The organism is Pantoea nemavictus (assembly GCF_037479095.1).
Classification (GTDB): Bacteria; Pseudomonadota; Gammaproteobacteria; order Enterobacterales; family Enterobacteriaceae; genus Pantoea; species Pantoea nemavictus.
Genome location: NZ_JBBGZW010000001.1, coordinates 3,817,382 through 3,835,661 on the forward strand (window position 1 = coordinate 3,817,382; position 18,280 = coordinate 3,835,661).

The following is an 18,280-nucleotide window of genomic DNA, read 5'->3' on the forward strand; positions in this document are numbered from 1 at the left end:
ATGAAAAACAACGGCGCGCTCGCGCTCTCAACGCCGGGCAAAGCGTTTAACTCACGCGAAAGCCTGATTCTGCTGCTGTTAAAACTGCGTACCTTTATTGCGCTGTTCCTGATTGTCGGTTTCTTTGCCATTACCGTGCCGGATTTCCTCGCGGTCGGCAGCATGGTGATCATGGTGAAACACATCGCCATTAACGCCTTTCTCGCGCTCGGCATCACCTTTGTCATTATCACTGCGGGCATCGATCTCTCCATCGGCGCTACGCTCGGCCTGTGCGGCATGATTGCCGGCTGGCTAATCACCAAAGGCATTGTGCTGCCGATGTTCGGCATCGCCATCTTCCCCAGCGTGTGGGTGATCGTGCCGATTGTATTGCTGATTGGCGGAGTGATAGGCGCGGCGAATGGCTGGATCATCACCCGCTATAACGTGGCGCCGTTCATCTGCACGCTCGGCACCATGTACATCCTGCGCGGCACCGCGATGCTTACTTCGGGGGGCGAAACCTTTCCCGGCTTGCAGGGCAATGAAATGCTCGGTAACACCGGATTTGACAAGATCGGCGCCGGCTATTTTCTCGGCTTGCCGTGGGCCATCTGGATGATGGTGCTGCTGGCGCTGGTGATCGCGTACGTTGCGCGGCGCCTGCCGTTTGGCCGCCAGGTTTATGCCATTGGCGATAACGAACGCGCGGCGGAACTCTCGGGCGTGAAGGTGAAGTCGGTAAAAATCTGGGTATACGCCATTTCCGGTTTCTGCGCGGCAATTGCCGGCATCGTGGTCTCTTCACAGTTGGTGGCCAGCCATCCGGCGAACGGTACCTCATTCGAAATGAACGCCATCGCTGCGGTGGTGCTGGGCGGCACGTCGCTGGCCGGTGGACGCGGCACCATCCTCGGTACGCTAATTGGCGCTTTCGTCATCGGTTTCCTCGCCGACGGATTAATCATGATGGGGGTGAGCGAGTTCTGGCAGATGGTGATCAAAGGCATTGTGATTATTGTGGCGGTGATCATCGATCAGATGCAGAGCCGCATGCAGCAGAAAGCGGCGGTGGTGGCGCAGAAAGCGCTGATTGAGGAGGGCGCTAGCCCGGCAAAAAGTTAATCGGTTGGGTGCAGGCGCCGATTGTCTGCACCTTTTTTTATTCATCGAGAATAAATATTCATCCATGCTTTAAAATTCAGAGGTGTCTATGAATCCTTTCAAATATTCGGTAGCGGATCTGGCCGCCAAAGCGCGCGCTGTGCGCCGTCGCATCATCCAGCTTAACGCTGGGAGCCCGGCTGGTGGGCACACCGGTGCCGATCTCTCCCAGGTAGAGATTCTCACCGCGCTCTATTTCCGCATTCTTAACTGCGCGCCGGATCGCACCAACGATCCGCAACGCGACATCTATATCCAGTCGAAAGGCCATGCCGTCGGCGGTTATTACTGCGTGCTAGCGGAAGCGGGCTATTTCCCTACCGAATGGCTGCCGACGTATCAGCATGCTGATTCACATCTGCCGGGCCATCCGGTACGACAGAAAACGCCGGGGGTTGAACTGAACACCGGTGCGCTGGGGCACGGATTACCGGTCGCCGTCGGCATTGCGCTGGCGGCGAAAAAAGATAACAGCGACCGCCGCATTTTTGTCGTCACCGGCGACGGTGAACTGGCGGAAGGCAGTAACTGGGAAGCCGCGCTGGTGGCGGCGCATTACGGCCTCGATAACCTGGTCATTATCAACGATAAGAACAAGCTGCAGCTGGCAGGCCACACGCGCGACATCATGAACACCGATCCGCTGCCGGAAAAATGGCGCGCCTTTGGTCTGGAGGTGAGCGAATGTAATGGCAATGACATGGCTGCCGTAGTTGAGGCCATTGAAACGCTGCCACGGAACGGCGGCAAACCGCAGGTCATTGTGGCGCACACCGAAAAAGGCTTCGGCATCTCCTTTATTCAGGGCAAGCCCGAGTGGCATCACCGTGTGCCGAAAGGCGAAGAGATTGAGTTGGCACTGGAGGAGTTGAAAGATGAGTAATGCAAAACACCTGGCGACGGTAATGGTCGAGGCATTTATCGATGCGGTGAATCGCGGCGTTGATTTAGTGCCGGTGGTGGCCGACTCCACCTCAACCGCCAAAATTGCGCCGTTCATCAACGCGTTTCCCGATCGCCTGATTAACGTCGGCATCGCGGAACAAACGTTAGTGGGGACCGCTGCCGGACTGGCGATTGGCGGCAAAGTCGCCGTCACCTGTAATGCCGCGCCGTTCCTGGTTTCCCGTGCTAATGAGCAGGTAAAAGTCGACGTCTGCTACAACAACACCAACGTTAAATTGTTTGGCCTGAATGCCGGTGCCAGCTATGGGCCGCTGGCCAGCACCCATCACAGCATCGACGACATTGCGGTGATGCGCGGCTTCGGCAACATCGAAATCTATGCGCCATCCTGCCCGCTGGAGTGTCGCCAGATCATTGAGTACGCGCTGGCGCATGTGGGCCCAGTGTATATCCGCCTCGACGGCAAAGATCTGCCGCAGCTGCACAACGAAGACTACCAATTCCGTCCCGGCCAGATTGATGTTTTACGTGAAGGTGATGACATCGTGCTGGTGGCGATGGGCTCCACCGTTCACGAGGTGGTTCACGCCGCTGAGCAACTGCATGAACAAGGCATTACGGCGGGTGTGATCGCCATTCCATCGATTCGACCTTGTGATACCCAACGGCTTCGCGAGCTGTTAAATCACTACCCAGCGGTAATTAGCGTGGAAGAGCATAACGTCAACGGCGGGGTTGGCAGCCTGGTGGCAGAAGTGTTGGCTGAAGGTGGCTGCGGCATTCCCCTGCTGCGATTGGGCATTCCGGATGGCGAATACGCGATTGCCGGCGATCGTGCCTCAACCCGGGCACGCCATGGCATCGATGCGGCCAGCGTGGTGAAGAGTGCGGTACGTATCTGTGCAGGAGCGTAAAGATGGCAGGTTCGTTGATACTGGCGATTGATGAAGGTACCACTAACGCCAAAGCGATTGCGGTGGATGGCGCAGGAACGGTGGTGGCGCGCAGCAGCCAGCCGCTGACGCTGGCCCATCCGCAGCCGGGACTGGCGGAACAAGATCCGCTGGCGATTTGGCAGGCGGTAAAACGAGCGGTCGAAGAGTGTCTGGCGCAGTGCGCGGGCGCGGCAGTGGCGGCGGTGGCGATCAGTAATCAGCGCGAGTCGGTGTTGATCTGGCAGCGGCACAACGGCCAGCCGCTGACGCCGTTAGTCAGCTGGCAGGATCGCCGATCGGAAGCCTTTTGCCGCGACTTACGCGTGGCCGGCAAAGCGCCCCGTATCACCGGCCTCACCGGATTGGCGGTGGATCCGATGTTTCCAGCCGGCAAACTCACCGGCATGCTGGCCGCCTTGCCGAACGGCCTGGCGCGGGCGCGGGCCGGTGAACTCTGTATCGGTACCGTGGACAGTTGGTTGAGCTGGCAACTGAGTGAGGGTGAAAGTTTCGTCACCGATCATGCTAATGCGGCGCGTACTCAACTTTATAACCTGCACAGCGGCGACTGGGACGATGAGCTGCTGGCGTTATTCCACATTCCACGCGCAGCGCTACCGCAGATTGTGCCCTCGGCCAGCGCCCATGGCGTGGTAACACGTCAGGATATGCCCGGTTTAACGCCGGGCACACCGATTCTGGCGCGCATCGGTGATTCGCATGCCGCGCTGCAAGCGCAGCGTAACGGCAACGAAGAGGTGGTAAAAGCCACTTATGGCACCGGGTCATCGCTGATGATGTCGATGGCGACGCCGCTGCTGACCGAAAATGGCCTCAGCACCACGGTGGCCTGGCACGACGGCACGCTGCGCTACGCTTTTGAAGGCAACATCACCCATACCGGATCGGGGGCGGCGTGGCTTGGCCGCATGTTGGGCATCCAGGACCCGCGTGAACTCACGGCTCTGGCACAGCGTAGTGAGCACAATCAGGGCATCTATTTTGTGCCCGCGCTTTCCGGGCTGGGCGCACCCTGGTGGGATCTGAAAGCGCGCGGCATGGTGTGCGGGCTGACCGATGCAGCCACGCCGGAAGTGCTGGCGCGCGTGGCGCTGGAATCGATCACCTTTCAGATCGCGGACGTGTTTTTCGCGATGGAACAAGTCAGCGGCGTGCGGCTGCCAGCGTTGTGCGTTGATGGCAGCGCCACGGAAAACAGCTGGTTGATGCAGTTGCAGGCGGATGTATTGCAGCGGCCACTGAAGCGCGTGCCGACGCCGGAGGTTTCCGCACTGGGCGCTGCGCTACTGGCGGGCCGCACGTTAGGCTGGTGGCAGCAGGGCAGTGAGATGCAGGCGCTGCAGGGGGGCAGCGTCATTATGCCGCGTGAAGAGCAGGCGAAAAGCATGCAGGAGAATTATCAGGGCTGGCTCGAAGCGGTGGCACGTTGTCGTTATCAGCCGCATTGACCGGTGCGGTTTTCGTCAGGTGCGCATTGATGCGCACCTGCAACATCGCTCGCCATACATGGCGGCCCTACGGATAAACTGTGCACAATGATGCGTACCGGGATTACTGGAACCGATTCGCCTTATCACGCGCCAGGCGCTCCAGGGCAAAAATTACCTGCTGTAGCTGGCGTTCCTGAATCGGTTCGATGGCGGTAAAGCGGAAGCTCAGGCGTGGTGTCACGCGGGTATCGTTCTTGCTGGTCACCACGGTACGTTCACCGATGTGTAGCAGCTGCGCCGTCACTTCAAAATGGCCATATTCTGCGAGATCAACGCGGAGTTTTTTAAAGGTATCGCCACGGTTGAGACCTTCTGGCAGCGCTTCATCCAGCAGTACGCCGACGCCGCCTAAGGAGAGATCCTGCAGACGGAAACGCGCAGTACGGCCATCAGGCCACTGGCTGTGGCAGTAAAACACCGGCTCCAGCGGCGCATTCACGCGGAAAAATTCACGGCGCTGAATTTGCCATACCAATTCGGGTAGCGATGCGGCAAAAGCGGGCAGACCTTCAAATTCGATACGTTGTAAACCGGTTAAGCCAAATTCCACTTTGGCGCCGTGTGTTTCGGCGGCAATATTGATTTCGCCACCTTGCAGCGCTAAATCGTTATCCAGCGCATTGCTGCCGAGGTCAAAGATCACCTGATCTTCATCGGCTGACAGCATGCGGCTGATAAACTGACCGCGCGAAAAATTCACCATCAACGGGGTTTGAAAACGCAACAGGTCTTTCATCACGCCCAAAACAGCTAACGTGCCTCGCTTGAGGTATTGTTCTTTATCGGCTTCTCCCACGTCCTGCTCCATTATCCGATTGTTATTTTCACGACTGCCAATGCTGTTCGACTGTTATCGGCGTATTCACGCTGAGCTTTAGCCTGCTAACGATGATTTACTGTGGCAAGTTGCGATGCAGATCAAAAAATCCCGGCTATACTTGTTGCGGTGAACACATTGATTAATAACGTAAGGAGCAGTACATGGGTATTCTTTCATGGATTATTTTTGGTCTGATTGCCGGTATTATCGCCAAGTGGATTATGCCGGGTAAAGATGGCGGCGGCTTTATCATCACCGTAGTGCTGGGTGTGGTGGGTGCGGTTGTCGGTGGCTGGATCAGTACCCTGTTTGGTTTCGGTAGAGTTGACGGTTTCAACTTTGGCAGCTTTGTGGTGGCGGTAGTGGGTGCCATTGTGGTGCTGTGGATTTACCGTAAAGTTCGAAGTTAACCGCACAGAGATTTGATGAAATCCGCCATCCCAATCAGGATGGCGGATTTTTTTATACCTGCTTAAAAGTCGTAGCCTACCGTTGCCATCACGGTGCGCTCGGCGCCGCGATAGCAGTAACCGGTGCCATAACAGGCCGCCAGATACTTTTTATCCGTCAGGTTGTTGGCATTGACCTGCAGCCATGCCCCTTTCAACTGTGAATTCCACGCGCCAAGATCCGCACGTACCGACGCATCGAACAGCGTCACCGATGGCAAACGCGTGGTGTTTTCGTTATCCGCCCACTGTTTCCCGATATAGCGCACGCCAGCCCCGGCACTCAAACCGTAATCAAACTGATAGTGACCCCACAACGATGCCATGCTGTTTGGCGTCACGTAAGGTGTATGGCCATCGTTGCCGTCTACGGAGTCTTTGAAGCGCAGATGATTCAGCGTGTAACCCGCGATGGTGCTGAAACGCGAGGTAAGCTGATTACGTGCTTCCAGCTCAATACCCTGTGAATGCACTTTGCCCGATGGCGTGTAAGTACCGTCCTGCACGTTACGGTTGGCGACATCATCCTGGGTTAAATCGTATAGGGCGATGGTGTACATATCGCGCGTGCCGACCGGCTGATATTTCACGCCCGCTTCGTACTGCTCGGAGGTGGTCGGTTTCAGCTGATTGCCATCAGGATCGGTCAATGAGGCGGGGGTAATCGCCTGGCTCCAGCTGACGTAAGGCGATACGCCATTGTCGAAGGCGTACAGCAGCGCAGCACGGCCGCTGATGTGATCGTCCTGACGACGGCTGTTGCCATTTTCTGACACGATGCGGTCGTAGCGGCCCGAGAGATCCAGATGCCAGCGATCGAGCTGCAACTCATCCTGCAGATACAGGCCGGTCTGATAATAGCGACGCGTTTGCGCTGTCCAGGCAAAATCTGGCATCGCGCCGACGGCTTCACCGGTCCACGGGTTCAGCGCACTCGCTGCGCCGCTAGAATCGCTGATGTCGTTTTTATAACGATGGTATTCGGCACCCAGCGTCACGCGATGTTGGAGCGCGCCGGTGGCAAAATCGGCCTGCAGCTGGTTATCGTTGGCCCAGGCGTTGAGTGATGAACGCTCGCCGGAGAAGTAGCGATTCAGCAAGTCTGGATTGGTGGCATTCCAGCCAATCTGATACACCTGATCGAGCTCGGTATTAGAGTGACTGTAGCTGCCGGTAGAGTGCACTGACCACACATCGTTGAAGCGGTGTGAAAAATCATAGCTGTAGATCTGTTCGTGGCGCTTGAACTGATCGAGCGCGCTGTCGCCTTCGTAGAAGCTATCGCTTAACTTACGACCATTATGACTGTAAAGCGTGCCTTCTGCGGGTACCGAACCGTGATAGCCGCCAGACGGATCTTTCTGCAGATAGGCGCGCAGCACTAAATTGGTGTCTTCACTTGGCTGCCACATCAGCTGCGGTGAAATCGCATACTTCTCTTCACGGGTGTGATCGTATTGGGTATCGCTGTTGCGCGTGATGCCGGTTACACGGAATGCCCACTGATCATTGATGGCGTTGGTGTAATCAAACGCGGCGCTGTTAGTGGCATTCGTGCCAGTAGACAGGCGGAAATGGCCCTCTTCAGCAAACTGCGGACGCTTACTGACCATATTCACCAATCCGCCCGGCACGGTTTGGCCATACAACGCAGAAGAGGGGCCTTTAATCACATCGATGCGATCGAGGAACCAGTTATCCACCTGCAGAATGTTGAAGCTGCCGCCGTCACTCATCACGCGCAGTCCATCAAGGAAGGTGTTATCGACATCACCGCCGTGGAAGCCGCGCAGGGCGATGGTGTCATAACGCGTGGCGGCACCGCCAAAGTTGGTAAACACGCCCGGCGTATAACCCAGTGCCTGATTGAGATCCTGCGCACCCTGATCTTGCATTTGCTGACGCGTTACCACCGAGATGGATTGTGGGGTGGTAATCAGCGGTTGATCGGTTTTACTGGCACCGCTGCTGCGCGTGGCGAGATAACCTTGCGTCGGTGAAGTGGCGCTCTCCTGCGGCTGAGCGGTAACGACAATCGACTCTTCCGCAAAGCTCGCAGCGGGTAGAGCCAGCGCAAGCGCACACAGCACGCGGCCACGTTTAAGGGTAAACAGCGAGGTCATGAGGGTTCCTGTTGTTATTAATGGGAATGGCTATCGATATCAGATTGAGAATTATTATCTTTTAATGCGGGTGTTTCAAGGTGTGAATTTGTTGTAAGAGGGTTGTGAGGAAAATGCACAGATGACGCATACAAGCCGTAGCGGCGCGATTTATCGCGCATAATAATGGCGGAATTATGCCCATCCAGAGGATGCGCAATAAATTACGCCGCGACGGAATGTGCGGTTGCCGGGCCTGTTCGCCCGGCATGAGGGATAGGATTACTTCGCGGAAGTCAACGCAGGCATATCAGGAATATCACCGGCGCTGTTACAGGTTTTGTCTTTCGGGCAGTATTTGTCGAGCAATTTCAGCGTCACGCCATTGGTCCAGCCGAAACCGTCCTGCAGCGGATATTCACCGCCGCCACCGCCGCCCAGCTGCGCGCCTTCCACCACATATTTCTCAACCAGTTTGTGCTCCTTGTCGTAGGTTGCCTGCACGTTTTGCAGGAAGCGCTGACCAATCTGCTGCGCCAGCTTCGGCTGGTTGTAATGCTCCAGACCTTCTACCGCCACCCACTGCAGCGGGGCCCAGCCGTTTGGCGCATCCCATTGCTGGCCGTTGTTTACGGTGGTGGTAACCAATCCGCCGGGTTTCAGCAACTGTTTCTCCACCGCTTTAGCGGTGCGATCTGCTTGTTTATCGCTCGCTACCTGCATATAGAGCGGGAACAGCGTGGCTGCCGTAAGCTGAGGATGTACCTGCTTTTTCTGGAAGTCGTAATCGGCGTACCAGCCTTGTTTGTCGTTCCACAGATAACGATTGATCGCTGCCTGACGTTTTTCGGCATCCGCAGCAAACGTTTTGGCCTTGTCATCCTGCTTGTCCAGTTTGGACGCTTTCGACAATGTCTGTTCGAGGTGGAACAGCAGGCTGTTGAGATCGACCGGCGCTAACTGCGTGGTGCGGATCGAGGCCAGATTATGGGCATCAGTAAACCAGCGCGAACTGAAATCCCAGCCTGACGCCGCGCCCGCACGCAGATCGCGATACACCTGCTGCTTATTGCGCTCCGGCGCTTTGTTCGCCGTGTTGACATCATCCAGCCAGGATTCGGTACGTGGTGCGTCGCGATCGTCCCAGTAGCGGTTGAGCAGCGTGCCGTCGCTCAGTTTAATCACCCGTTTGCTGGCCTGACCGGCGGCGACTTTATCGCTGTCCGCCATCCAGTAGTCGTACTCTTTCTGCAGCTGCGGCAGGTATTGACGATAGACATCGTCGCCTTTGTGCGTCGCCAGCAGGTCAATCATCAAGCTGAAGAACGGCGGCTGCGAGCGGCTGAGATAGTAGCTGCGGTTGCCGTTAGGAATATGGCCATATTTATCGAGTTCGGTGGCGAAGTTATCCACCATATCCTGTACGCGATCCCAGTGACCGCTCTCCGCCAGGCCCAGCATGGTGAAGTAGCTGTCCCAATAATAGACTTCACGGAAACGACCGCCGGGCACCACATAAGGTTTTGGCAGCGGCAGCAGTGAATCATATTGGCTGGCGCTCTGCGCAGTGCGCGTCAGCACCGGCCACAAACCGTTGATGTGCTCTCGCAGGCTTTGTCCGGATGGCGGTACATATTTGTCCTGCTCTTTCGGCAGCGTAAAGTTGCTGTCGACAAAGTGCTTGAGATCGAAGTTGCGCTGGCTTTTCTGCATCTGCCAGTCGGCGAGAATCGAAGAGGGATTCGATTTTGGCACCGCATCGGCGAAGGTTTTCTGGTCCGGATAAAATTTCGCCTGCTGCACCGCATTGAACAACGGTCCCAGGCGCACATCCGGTGGCTGCGGTTGATTGCTGAGCATGCGGCTTTGGTCATCGGCGTGCGCGGCGCTGGCACCGGCCAGCAGTGCGGCGCTGAGTAAAAAGGTCAGACGCGCGGGCGTGAATACGGCATTTTTTATCATCGGTTTTTCTCCTTGTCCGAAAAGGTGGTGTGCTAACGCATTGACCACCCGAACAACTTTAGTCGCTATCGCGTCGCTTAGCCTTCTGTCACAGTGGAAATGTGAAGCGCCCGGAATTAATCACCTGAGAAATTGCATTAAGGCTAAGGTTTTTGCTTGCCCTGTACGGCTATTTGCCTGAGGCTGAAAGAAAAAAAGGAGAGCTGTATGGAGATTATCTGGTATCACCCATCGCTGGCACCGCACGGTTGGCTGGACGGTTTACGTCAGCGTTTACCTGAGGCGCGCGTTCGTCACTGGCAGCCGGGCGACACGGCCCCGGCCGATTACGCCATCGTGCGTTCTCCGCCGGTTGAGATGCTGGCAGGCCGTCAGTTAAAAGGTGTATTTGCCATGGGCGCGGGCGTCGACGAAATTCTTAAGCAAATTCGTGAAAATCCACAGATGCTGGCTGACGAGGTGCCGCTGTTCCGGCTGGAAGACACCGGTATGGCGCGCCAGATGCAGGAGTATGCCAACTGGTGCGTGCTGGGCTGGTTCCGCCGCTTCGCTGACTATCGCCAACTGCAGCAGCAATCGCAGTGGCAGGAGCTTGATGGGCGGGATCGGCACAACTTCACCGTTGGCGTATTAGGCGCGGGCGTATTAGGCCGCAGCGTGCTGGAAAGCCTGCGTCAGTGGGGTTTTCCGTTGCGTAGCTGGAGCCGCTCCGCCAAACAGATTGACGGCGTGCAGAGTTTCCACGGGCGCGATCAGCTGAATGCCTTCCTCGATGGCACTCAGGTGCTGATCGATCTGTTGCCCACCACACCGGAGACCACGAACTTAATCGATAGCCACTTGTTGCGCGTGTTACCGCGCGGTGCCTGCTTCCTTAACCTGGCGCGCGGTGCGCATGTGGTGGAAGCCGATTTGCTCGCCGCACTGAATAGCGGTCAGCTGGCGGCTGCCGCGCTGGATGTGTTCCAGACCGAGCCGCTGCCGCAGGATCATCCATTGTGGTCTCATCCGCATGTCACAATCACGCCACATACTGCGGCTATCACGTTGCCGGGTGAAGCGATGGATTACATTGCGGATGCCATACTTGCTCTACAGCAGGGCGATAAGCCAGGCGGTTTGGTCGATCGCCAGCGCGGTTATTAATTCACATTTGGTCAGGAGATGAAGATGTATCCCGTTGATTTACATATGCACACTGTCGCCAGCACCCACGCATACAGCACGCTGCATGATTATGTGGCGCAGGCGAAACAGAATGGCTTAAAGCTGTTTGCCATTACCGATCACGGTCCGGATATGGCCGATGCGCCGCACTATTGGCACTTCGTCAACATGCGCATCTGGCCGCGCGTGATTGACGGCGTCGGCGTACTGCGCGGTATTGAAGCCAACATCAAAAATCAGCATGGTGAGATTGATTGCAGCGGCCCGATGCTGGATGCGCTCGATCTGATCGTCGCCGGCTTCCACGAGCCAGTGTATGCACCGCGCGATAAAGCGCATCACACCGAAGCGATGATTGCCGCCATGGCTGGAGGTTTAGTGCATATCATCTCTCATCCCGGCAACCCAAAATTCCCGGTAGATATCCGCGCGATTGCCGAAGCTGCGGCGCACTACGATGTGGCGCTGGAGATCAATAACTCCTCCTTTACGCATTCACGGCCGGGCAGCGAACCGAACTGCCGCGCTATTGCTGAAGCCGTGCGCGATGCCGGTGGTCGCCTGGCATTTGGTTCCGATTCGCATACCGCGTTTACGCTGGGGCATTTCGAACACTGCATTCGCATCACCAGCGAAGTGGATTTTCCGCAAGATCGCGTGTTAAATGTCACGCCGCGTCGCCTGCTCGATTTCCTCGAACAGCGCACCGGCAAACATATTGCTGAATTTGCTGATTTTTAACTTTTTGCCTCAAGGAATTCTGTTGCATGAATGAGTTTTCCATTCTCTGCCGCGTCATCGGCTCGCTGTTTAATCGCCAGCCGCAGGATCCGCTGCTGGTACCGCTGTTCACGCTGCTGCGCGAAGGCAAACTGCAACAGCAGTGGCCGCTGGAGCAGGAGGAACTGTTGACGCGTCTGCAGCAGAATAGCGATCCCCAGGCGCTGGCCGCCGATTACAACGCGCTGTTTGTAGGCAGCGAGTGTAGCGTGCCGCCGTACGCTTCGCAGTGGCCAAATGGCCCACAGGAAGCCGAGGTGCGCGCCTTTCTCAGCGCCCGCGGCATGCCACTAAGCGAAGCCCCGGCCGATCACTTCGGCGTGCTGCTGCTCGCGGCATCGTGGCTGGAAGATCAGTCGGCGGAGGATGAATCCGCCGCACAGCTGGCACTGTTCGATGAGTATTTGCTGCCGTGGTGCGGCGCGTTCCTCGGTAAAGTGGAAGCGCACGCTACCACGGCGTTTTATCGCACGCTGGCCGCACTGAGCCGTGAAGCCATGCAGGCGATGTATGACGAGCTGAACGAAGAGCAGGGCGACGAGGCGTAATCGTTACCAGCTGGCTGCGCTGCTGCCGAGTTTGACACCCGGCGTAGCGCAGATCATTGGCGTGCCGGGCAGATAAGCCGCGGCACGCAATCTCTGCGCAATGCCCCACTGATTGAACTCCACGCTGCTCAGCACATCATCGCGCTGCGCATCAATACCGTTTTGCCCATTTTCTGGCGCGGCACCGAACTGTTGCAATAGCTGCGCCGTACGTGCCAGTGACAAACGCGCCTGCCAGCCGACGCCATGGCTTAACCGTTGACGCAGACCTTCCAGCACCGCTGAAGCCATCAGGTAGCCGGTGGCGTGATCGAGCGCCTGCACCGGCAGCGGTGTCGGTTTGTTGCTGCCGCTCCAACGCATGCCTTGCTCGGCGATGCCGCAGCCCATCTGCACAAGGCTGTCGAATCCGCGCCGGTTGCGCCACGGCCCGCTCCAGCCCCACGCATTAAGGCTGACATCCACTAAGCCGGGTGCCAGTTTGCGGCGGGTATCGGCATCCAGTCCCAGTTTATCCAGCGCATCGGCACGATAACCGTGTACCAGCACATCGCTGTGTTGCAACAGCTGGCGCAGCTGTTCGCGCCCGGCCCGGGATTTGATATCAAGACGCGCACAGCGTTTGCCGCAGGTGATCTCCTCTTCCAGCGTCGGCTCGTGCCAGTCGGGCGGATCGATGCGCAGCACATTGGCGCCAAGGCTGGCGAGAAAGCGCGTGGCGACCGGACCGGCGATGATGCGGGTGAGATCCAACACGCGTACGCCGAGCAGCGGGCGTGCGGGCGATAACGTCCAGCCTGGCGTCGGCGCCTCGCCGCAGGCCTGCTGTGCAATCAGCGGCTCATGTTGCACCGCGCTGCCTTGCGGATGCTGCCGCCATTGTGCTTCGCTGCGCATCTGCGCGGCGCAACCGCCGGCCTCAATCACCGCCTGCTCGAGCGCGGCGGCGGGCCAGCGTGCGACCGCGTCGGCCAGTGAGGCGCGATGGGCATGCTGGCCAAGAACCTGCTCCATCGCGGCACGATGATGAGCGGCATTAGTGTGCAGGCGGATCCAGCCGTCGGCGCTGGCGTAATCGCCGGCGAATTCGTCCCACAGCGCCGCGGGAGGCCGATTAAGCGGAATCAGGCTGTGTTGAAACCAGCGTGAGGCAAGACGGACGTTGACGCTGACCGGCGCGGATTGGCCGAGTAAGTCGCTCAGCGCCTGGCTGGCCAGCCCGATGCTGGTGGCCGCCAGTTCACTGACGGCAAAGGCAGACGCGAAGGTTTCAGGTTGGAGGAAGGTGAGCGAGGGAAGCGCATCTGCGCCTCGTAATCCCTGCCACATTTGCTGCCACAGTGCGGCAGCACGTTGAGAATCCATGTTGAGTCTCCGGATAACGCGCGAGACTCAAGCATAGCAGAGGCAATTTAACGGCGACGCAAGCGTAAACGGGGGAAACGCGCGTGCATGCGCAGGTTACGCAGATTGATCACGGCAATCGCGGTCCCCAATACCACCAGCGAAGCGCCGAGAACCTTAAAGCTGTTCATGCTATCGCCGAGCACCAGTACGCCCATCAACACCGCCAGCACCGGCGTCAGCAACGAGTAGGGCATGATCAGATTCACGTTGTACTTCTTCAGCAACGCGTACCACAGCGTATAGGCCACAATCGACGAGGCCAGCGCGCTGTAGAGAATACCAAACCAGCCGCGCCAGCCCGCGTGGCTCAGCGCGTAAAACTGGTGTGATTCGGTGAGCCAGGAGGCTGCGCCGACAATCGGCACCGCAAGAAAGGAGATCCAGCCGGTGAGCGTCAGCGGTTTAATCGGCGGCGATTTTTTCACAATCATATTGCTAATGGCCCAGCCGAAGGCGCTGCACAGCAGAATGCACAGCACCCACCAGGCCGGAATGGTGGGGCTACCCGACAGCACCGCCACGCCGCTTAACGAAATCGCGATACCGATCAGCTGTATCACGCGCAGCTTCTCTTTCAGAATCACCATCGCCAGCAGCATGGCAATCGGCGTGCCGAGCTGCACCACAATGGCACCGGTGCCGGCATCGGTGTAACGCATGCCGACAAACAGCAGCGAGAAGTGCATAAAGCCAAAGGTGAACGCCAGCGTCAGCAGCCACGGCAGCTGCGCGCGCGTAATGCGACAGAAGGGCACCAGCACAACCGCCACCACCACAAAGCGCATCCAGGTAAGAAACAGCGGGGGAAGTTCCAGCAATCCCCACTTTACCGCTACGTTATTGAACGCCCAGATGGAAACCACCATCAGAACCATAAAAAAATGCCGCGCTGCCACAATGTCTTCCTTCACCGTCAATCAGGATTAATACCGGCTAATGATGGCATGAAGGCGATGACTTCGGGCGTGTCTAAGGAAAAAAAATTCGTTGAAGCATTAGCTTATGCAGGAAAAAAATAAGACATGTTGCTGATTTATTGTCAAAGTGGATGTCCGAAAAGCGACCATAATGAGGAACGTATTCGGCATGACACAGACCCGCGCATTACCCCTTGCCCTGATTCAACTCGACGTTCCGCCGCCACAGGTTGTGGCACAAATTGGTGAACAACCGCAGTGGTTTATCGATGCGCTGCAGCTGCAGCCCGATGACTATGTGATTGTGCGTCCGCATCTGGGCGATGATTTACCGGCGTTTGACCGCGTCAGCGGCGCGATTCTCAGCGGTTCCTGGGCGATGGTGACCGATCACGCCGACTGGAGTGAACGCACCGCCGCCTGGATTCGCGGCGTGCTGGATGCAGAACTGCCGCTGCTCGGCGTGTGCTACGGCCATCAGCTGATGGCTTACGCGCTGGGTGGCAAAGTGGGCGATAATCCGCAAGGCTGGGAGCGTGGACTGAAACCGCTGACGTGCAGTGCGCAGGCGAAAACCGATCCCTGGCTGGGGCCGTTACCGGGCGAGTTCCAGGCGTGGTTGTCCCATCGTCAATCGGTATTAACGCCGCCGCCGCATGCGCAAGTGCTGGCGAGTTCGGCGCAGGATGGCTGTCAAATTTTGCGTTATTCACCGCAGGCGCTGTCGGTACAGTTCCATCCGGAATTTACCCGCGACATTATGACGGCTTGTTTACCGGCGGGCGTCAGCGATGAGGGTACGCCATTGGTGGGGGAAGATTGGTCGCGTGAACTGTTGCGGAGCTTCTGGCAGCAAACGCGGCCGCAGCCGCGCGTGCAGGCTCAGGGCGCGTAATGACGGGTGCAGCGATAGACCCACGCGGGTGGCATGTTTTTCAGCACCCGCTGGCGTTCCCAGGTGAAGTAACGCGATAAATTGGGTTGGGTAAACGAGGTGTATTGAAACTGAACAAATACGCCGCGTGGACCCAACGCATCATGCACGGCGCTGAGAATCGCATCGCGCGTGGCGGGCGGTAAGGACAGCAGCGGCAGGCCAGAAAAAATCACATCATATTCCCCAGCGAGATACTCAGCCGAACAGGCACGCACTTGCATGCGCGGGTCCGGTAAGCCGCGCAGACTTTTCACCAGTTCCGGGCTGATTTCAAACACATCCAGCTGTGCTTCCGGCGCCATGCGAGCCAGTAGATGACGCGTCAGGACGCCGTCACCGGCGCCGAGTTCGGCGATGCGCATACTGCTATCCCAATTCACCGCATCGCACATGGTGCGGCACAGCGCGGCGGAAGAGGGCGTGATGCTGCCCATTTTGCGCGGGTTGCGGATAAATTGCTGAACAAAGTTCGCTTTGGCGCGCATTAACGTCAGGGCTGAAGCCAACATCTGTTTCTCCTGGTTAGTATCCTGCTTCATATTGACCACATATTTGGCCCATGTTCCGCTTTTTGCTGCATCTGCGGGAAAACTCGGAATTATCTGTAGCAGCGACCGCACGCCAAATTTCCCACGATGCGGTCACAGTTTCCCGCTCTGCGATCTGACAGGCTGGCACCGATCGCCCAATGTTAATAACAGGTTTCATAGTTGTTAATCGCCACTCTGTCCCGCAAGGAGAAACACCATGCGTTACGCTGCTCCGGGAGAACAAGGTTCTCTCATTACTCTGCAATCGCGTTATGGCAACTTTATCAACGGCGAATTTGTTGCGCCGGTGAATGGAAATTACTTCCTCAACACCTCCCCAATTAATGCTTCCACCATTGGCGAATTTCCGCGCTCGGATCGCGCTGATATCGATAACGCCGTTGCCGCCGCGCAGGCCGCCGCCGATGCGTGGGGCAAAACCTCGCCGCAGGCACGATCGTTAGTGCTGCTAAAAATTGCTGACCGGCTGGAAGAGAATCTGGAATACATCGCAGTCAATGAGACCTGGGATAACGGCAAGCCGGTGCGCGAAACGCTGGCCGCCGATCTGCCGCTGGCGGTCGATCACTTTCGCTATTTCGCTGGCTGCGTGCGTGCGCAGGAAGGGACAGCGGCTGAAATCGATGAGCTCACCGCCGCCTACCACTTCCACGAACCGCTGGGCGTGGTAGGGCAAATCATTCCATGGAATTTCCCGCTGCTGATGGCGGCATGGAAACTGGCGCCGGCACTGGGCGCAGGCAACTGCGTGGTGTTGAAACCGGCTGAGCAAACGCCGCTGTCAATTACGCTGTTTATGGAGGTGATTAAAGATCTGCTGCCGCCGGGCGTGATTAACGTGGTGCACGGCTACGGTAAAGAGGCCGGCGAAGCGCTGGCGTCGCATCCGGGTATCGCCAAAATCGCCTTTACCGGATCAACTGCCACTGGGGGGCATATTCTCGAGCTGGCCGCGAAAAGTCTCATCCCGTCCACCGTCGAGTTAGGCGGAAAATCGCCGAACATTTTCTTCGAAGACATCATGGACGCGGAGGAGAGTTTCATTGAGAAAGCCGCAGAAGGCGTGGTGCTCGGCTTCCTCAATCAGGGTGAAGTCTGTACCTGTCCGTCACGCGCGCTGGTGCAGGAGTCGATCTTCGAGCCGTTTATGGCAGCGGTGATGAAGCGTATCAAAACCATCAAACGTGGCGATCCGCTGGATACCGATACCATGATTGGTGCGCAGGCCTCGCAGCAGCAGTTCGATAAAATCCTCTCTTATCTGGAAATCGCGCAGCAAGAGGGCGCGCAGGTGCTGCACGGCGGCGGCGTGGAGAAGATCGGTGAGGAGTTTGCCAGCGGCTACTATATCCAGCCGACGTTGCTGAAAGGTGACAACAGCATGCGCGTGTTCCAGGAGGAGATCTTTGGGCCGGTGGTTGGCGTGCTGACCTTCAAAGATGAAGCCGAAGCGCTCGCCATCGCCAATGACTCGATTTATGGTCTCGGCGCGGGCGTGTGGACGCGTGATATCAACCGTGCCTATCGCATGGGCCGTGCAATCAAAGCCGGTCGCGTGTGGACCAACTGTTATCACCTCTATCCGGCACATGCGGCGTTTGGCGGCTATAAAAAATCGGGTATCGGCCGCGAAACCCATAAAATGATGCTCGACCATTATCAGCAAACCAAAAACCTGCTGGTGAGCTACAGCACCCAACCGCTCGGTTTCTTCTGATCCACCAAGGGCAGTAGAGTCATCTGCTGCCCGTTCATCTCTCCGTCATCTTGCCTCTGCAGGATAGTCCTGTCGCAAGAAATTTCCGATTACGTAACATCTTTAAGCCAGGTCTTGTGTTCTTTAAAGGGCGTGATTTGCCAGAATGGCCCACCTATTTTAAGGAGATCCCATGAACTCGTTGTACAACTACCTGGAACAGCACGATGAGATGCTGGACGGTGTCGAACAAAATATTATTACGGTAAATCTGCCTGGGCGTCAGGCGGTGTATGTAATTGGTCAGAATGATGCTGACCTGCTGCTGGAAGTGAAAGCGCGCGAAATCGCCACGGCGCAGCGCATAGAGACGTTGCGTCAGCTGGAGAGTCAATTCCGTTTTTAACTTTTTTGCTTTGCCTCATTCGATGATCAATTTGTCAGAA

The 18,280-nt window shown here is 57.3% G+C and carries 17 protein-coding genes; 11 read left to right on the top strand and 6 right to left on the bottom strand.

The genetic code is table 11. The features are described 5' to 3' along the window. From WH298_RS17600 to WH298_RS17615, 4 genes are all read left to right on the top strand, one after another. Nucleotides 1–1,107 (top strand): ABC transporter permease, encoded by a 1,107-nt coding sequence (locus WH298_RS17600; protein WP_007891542.1) that lies wholly within the window; start codon nt 1–3, stop codon nt 1,105–1,107. Between the two features lie 88 nt (nt 1,108–1,195). Beyond that, the gene (locus tag WH298_RS17605) at nt 1,196–2,029 is read left to right on the top strand and encodes a transketolase (protein ID WP_007891543.1); all 834 of its coding nucleotides are present in this window, start codon (nt 1,196–1,198) and stop codon (nt 2,027–2,029) included. Further along, nucleotides 2,022–2,966 (top strand): transketolase family protein, encoded by a 945-nt coding sequence (locus WH298_RS17610; RefSeq protein ID WP_180823441.1) that lies wholly within the window; start codon nt 2,022–2,024, stop codon nt 2,964–2,966. Before WH298_RS17605 ends, WH298_RS17610 begins: the two co-directional genes overlap by 8 nt. A 2-nt stretch (nt 2,967–2,968) precedes the next feature. Beyond that, nucleotides 2,969–4,456: an FGGY family carbohydrate kinase gene (locus WH298_RS17615; RefSeq protein ID WP_180823442.1), complete on the top strand. Its 1,488-nt coding sequence runs from the start codon at nt 2,969–2,971 to the stop codon at nt 4,454–4,456. Between the two features lie 103 nt (nt 4,457–4,559). Here WH298_RS17615 and WH298_RS17620 read toward each other — a convergent pair whose 3' ends face one another. Further along, on the bottom strand, nt 4,560–5,294 hold the full coding sequence (locus WH298_RS17620; protein ID WP_007891548.1) for a flagellar brake protein: 735 nt from the start codon (nt 5,292–5,294) through the stop codon (nt 4,560–4,562). Between the two features lie 185 nt (nt 5,295–5,479). Here WH298_RS17620 and WH298_RS17625 point away from each other — a divergent pair, with 185 nt between their 5' ends. Further along, nucleotides 5,480–5,728: a GlsB/YeaQ/YmgE family stress response membrane protein gene (locus WH298_RS17625; protein ID WP_049851133.1), complete on the top strand. Its 249-nt coding sequence runs from the start codon at nt 5,480–5,482 to the stop codon at nt 5,726–5,728. 62 nt (nt 5,729–5,790) lie between these two features. Here the strand turns inward: WH298_RS17625 and WH298_RS17630 are convergent, their stop codons facing one another. Together WH298_RS17630 and treA are read right to left on the bottom strand one after the other, a co-directional pair. Beyond that, nucleotides 5,791–7,890 carry a TonB-dependent siderophore receptor gene (locus tag WH298_RS17630; RefSeq protein ID WP_007891555.1) on the bottom strand — a complete coding sequence of 700 codons (2,100 nt, stop codon included), beginning with the start codon at nt 7,888–7,890 and terminating at the stop codon, nt 5,791–5,793. Nucleotides 7,891–8,151: 261 nt separating this feature from the next. Then, nucleotides 8,152–9,831, bottom strand: a complete 1,680-nt coding sequence (gene treA / locus WH298_RS17635; RefSeq protein WP_180823443.1) for an alpha,alpha-trehalase TreA — start codon at nt 9,829–9,831, stop codon at nt 8,152–8,154. 207 nt (nt 9,832–10,038) lie between these two features. Here treA and ghrA point away from each other — a divergent pair, with 207 nt between their 5' ends. Genes ghrA through WH298_RS17650 form a run of 3 tightly spaced genes read left to right on the top strand, consistent with a single transcriptional unit; the run spans nt 10,039 to nt 12,326 of the window. Then, on the top strand, nt 10,039–10,977 hold the full coding sequence (gene ghrA / locus WH298_RS17640; protein WP_180823444.1) for a glyoxylate/hydroxypyruvate reductase GhrA: 939 nt from the start codon (nt 10,039–10,041) through the stop codon (nt 10,975–10,977). A gap of 24 nt (nt 10,978–11,001) precedes the next feature. Beyond that, nucleotides 11,002–11,739 carry a phosphatase gene (locus WH298_RS17645; protein WP_049851135.1) on the top strand — a complete coding sequence of 246 codons (738 nt, stop codon included), beginning with the start codon at nt 11,002–11,004 and terminating at the stop codon, nt 11,737–11,739. 26 nt (nt 11,740–11,765) lie between these two features. Beyond that, nucleotides 11,766–12,326 carry a TorD/DmsD family molecular chaperone gene (locus WH298_RS17650; protein ID WP_007891569.1) on the top strand — a complete coding sequence of 187 codons (561 nt, stop codon included), beginning with the start codon at nt 11,766–11,768 and terminating at the stop codon, nt 12,324–12,326. A 3-nt stretch (nt 12,327–12,329) separates the two neighbouring features. On the opposite strand, the gene WH298_RS17655 is transcribed toward WH298_RS17650, so the two are convergent. Both WH298_RS17655 and WH298_RS17660 read right to left on the bottom strand, forming a co-directional pair. After that, nucleotides 12,330–13,691: a CoA transferase gene (locus tag WH298_RS17655; protein WP_180823445.1), complete on the bottom strand. Its 1,362-nt coding sequence runs from the start codon at nt 13,689–13,691 to the stop codon at nt 12,330–12,332. 47 nt (nt 13,692–13,738) lie between these two features. Continuing rightward, nucleotides 13,739–14,629 carry an EamA family transporter gene (locus WH298_RS17660; protein ID WP_180823446.1) on the bottom strand — a complete coding sequence of 297 codons (891 nt, stop codon included), beginning with the start codon at nt 14,627–14,629 and terminating at the stop codon, nt 13,739–13,741. Between the two features lie 190 nt (nt 14,630–14,819). Between WH298_RS17660 and WH298_RS17665 the strand changes: the two genes are divergently transcribed. After that, nucleotides 14,820–15,545 carry a glutamine amidotransferase gene (locus tag WH298_RS17665; protein WP_180823447.1) on the top strand — a complete coding sequence of 242 codons (726 nt, stop codon included), beginning with the start codon at nt 14,820–14,822 and terminating at the stop codon, nt 15,543–15,545. Here WH298_RS17665 and WH298_RS17670 read toward each other — a convergent pair. Continuing rightward, on the bottom strand, nt 15,533–16,096 hold the full coding sequence (locus WH298_RS17670; RefSeq protein WP_007891578.1) for a class I SAM-dependent methyltransferase: 564 nt from the start codon (nt 16,094–16,096) through the stop codon (nt 15,533–15,535). The two genes, WH298_RS17665 and WH298_RS17670, sit on opposite strands and share 13 nt — an antisense overlap. A 238-nt stretch (nt 16,097–16,334) precedes the next feature. On the opposite strand from WH298_RS17670, the gene exaC reads away from it, so the two are divergent. Beyond that, complete coding sequence (gene exaC, locus WH298_RS17675) at nt 16,335–17,855, top strand: acetaldehyde dehydrogenase ExaC (RefSeq protein ID WP_180823448.1); 1,521 nt, start codon at nt 16,335–16,337, stop codon at nt 17,853–17,855. 172 nt (nt 17,856–18,027) lie between these two features. Continuing rightward, a complete protein-coding gene (locus tag WH298_RS17680) occupies nt 18,028–18,240 on the top strand; it encodes a hypothetical protein (RefSeq protein WP_180823449.1) in 213 nt (70 codons plus the stop codon). Nucleotides 18,241–18,280 lie beyond the last annotated feature (40 nt).

Bases quoted from the DNA above. Each gene is read 5' to 3' on its own strand.
- WH298_RS17650 (WP_007891569.1), top strand. From the start codon at position 11,766: ATGAATGAGTTTTCCATTCTCTGCCGCGTCATCGGCTCGCTGTTTAAT.
- WH298_RS17665 (WP_180823447.1), top strand. From the start codon at position 14,820: ATGACACAGACCCGCGCATTACCCCTTGCCCTGATTCAACTCGACGTT.
- WH298_RS17645 (WP_049851135.1), top strand. From the start codon at position 11,002: ATGTATCCCGTTGATTTACATATGCACACTGTCGCCAGCACCCACGCA.
- WH298_RS17600 (WP_007891542.1), top strand. From the start codon at position 1: ATGAAAAACAACGGCGCGCTCGCGCTCTCAACGCCGGGCAAAGCGTTT.
- WH298_RS17670 (WP_007891578.1), bottom strand. From the start codon at position 16,096: ATGTTGGCTTCAGCCCTGACGTTAATGCGCGCCAAAGCGAACTTTGTT.
- WH298_RS17630 (WP_007891555.1), bottom strand. From the start codon at position 7,890: ATGACCTCGCTGTTTACCCTTAAACGTGGCCGCGTGCTGTGTGCGCTT.
- WH298_RS17680 (WP_180823449.1), top strand. From the start codon at position 18,028: ATGAACTCGTTGTACAACTACCTGGAACAGCACGATGAGATGCTGGAC.
- WH298_RS17605 (WP_007891543.1), top strand. From the start codon at position 1,196: ATGAATCCTTTCAAATATTCGGTAGCGGATCTGGCCGCCAAAGCGCGC.
- ghrA (WP_180823444.1), top strand. From the start codon at position 10,039: ATGGAGATTATCTGGTATCACCCATCGCTGGCACCGCACGGTTGGCTG.
- WH298_RS17610 (WP_180823441.1), top strand. From the start codon at position 2,022: ATGAGTAATGCAAAACACCTGGCGACGGTAATGGTCGAGGCATTTATC.
- treA (WP_180823443.1), bottom strand. From the start codon at position 9,831: ATGATAAAAAATGCCGTATTCACGCCCGCGCGTCTGACCTTTTTACTC.
- WH298_RS17615 (WP_180823442.1), top strand. From the start codon at position 2,969: ATGGCAGGTTCGTTGATACTGGCGATTGATGAAGGTACCACTAACGCC.
- WH298_RS17625 (WP_049851133.1), top strand. From the start codon at position 5,480: ATGGGTATTCTTTCATGGATTATTTTTGGTCTGATTGCCGGTATTATC.
- WH298_RS17655 (WP_180823445.1), bottom strand. From the start codon at position 13,691: ATGGATTCTCAACGTGCTGCCGCACTGTGGCAGCAAATGTGGCAGGGA.
- exaC (WP_180823448.1), top strand. From the start codon at position 16,335: ATGCGTTACGCTGCTCCGGGAGAACAAGGTTCTCTCATTACTCTGCAA.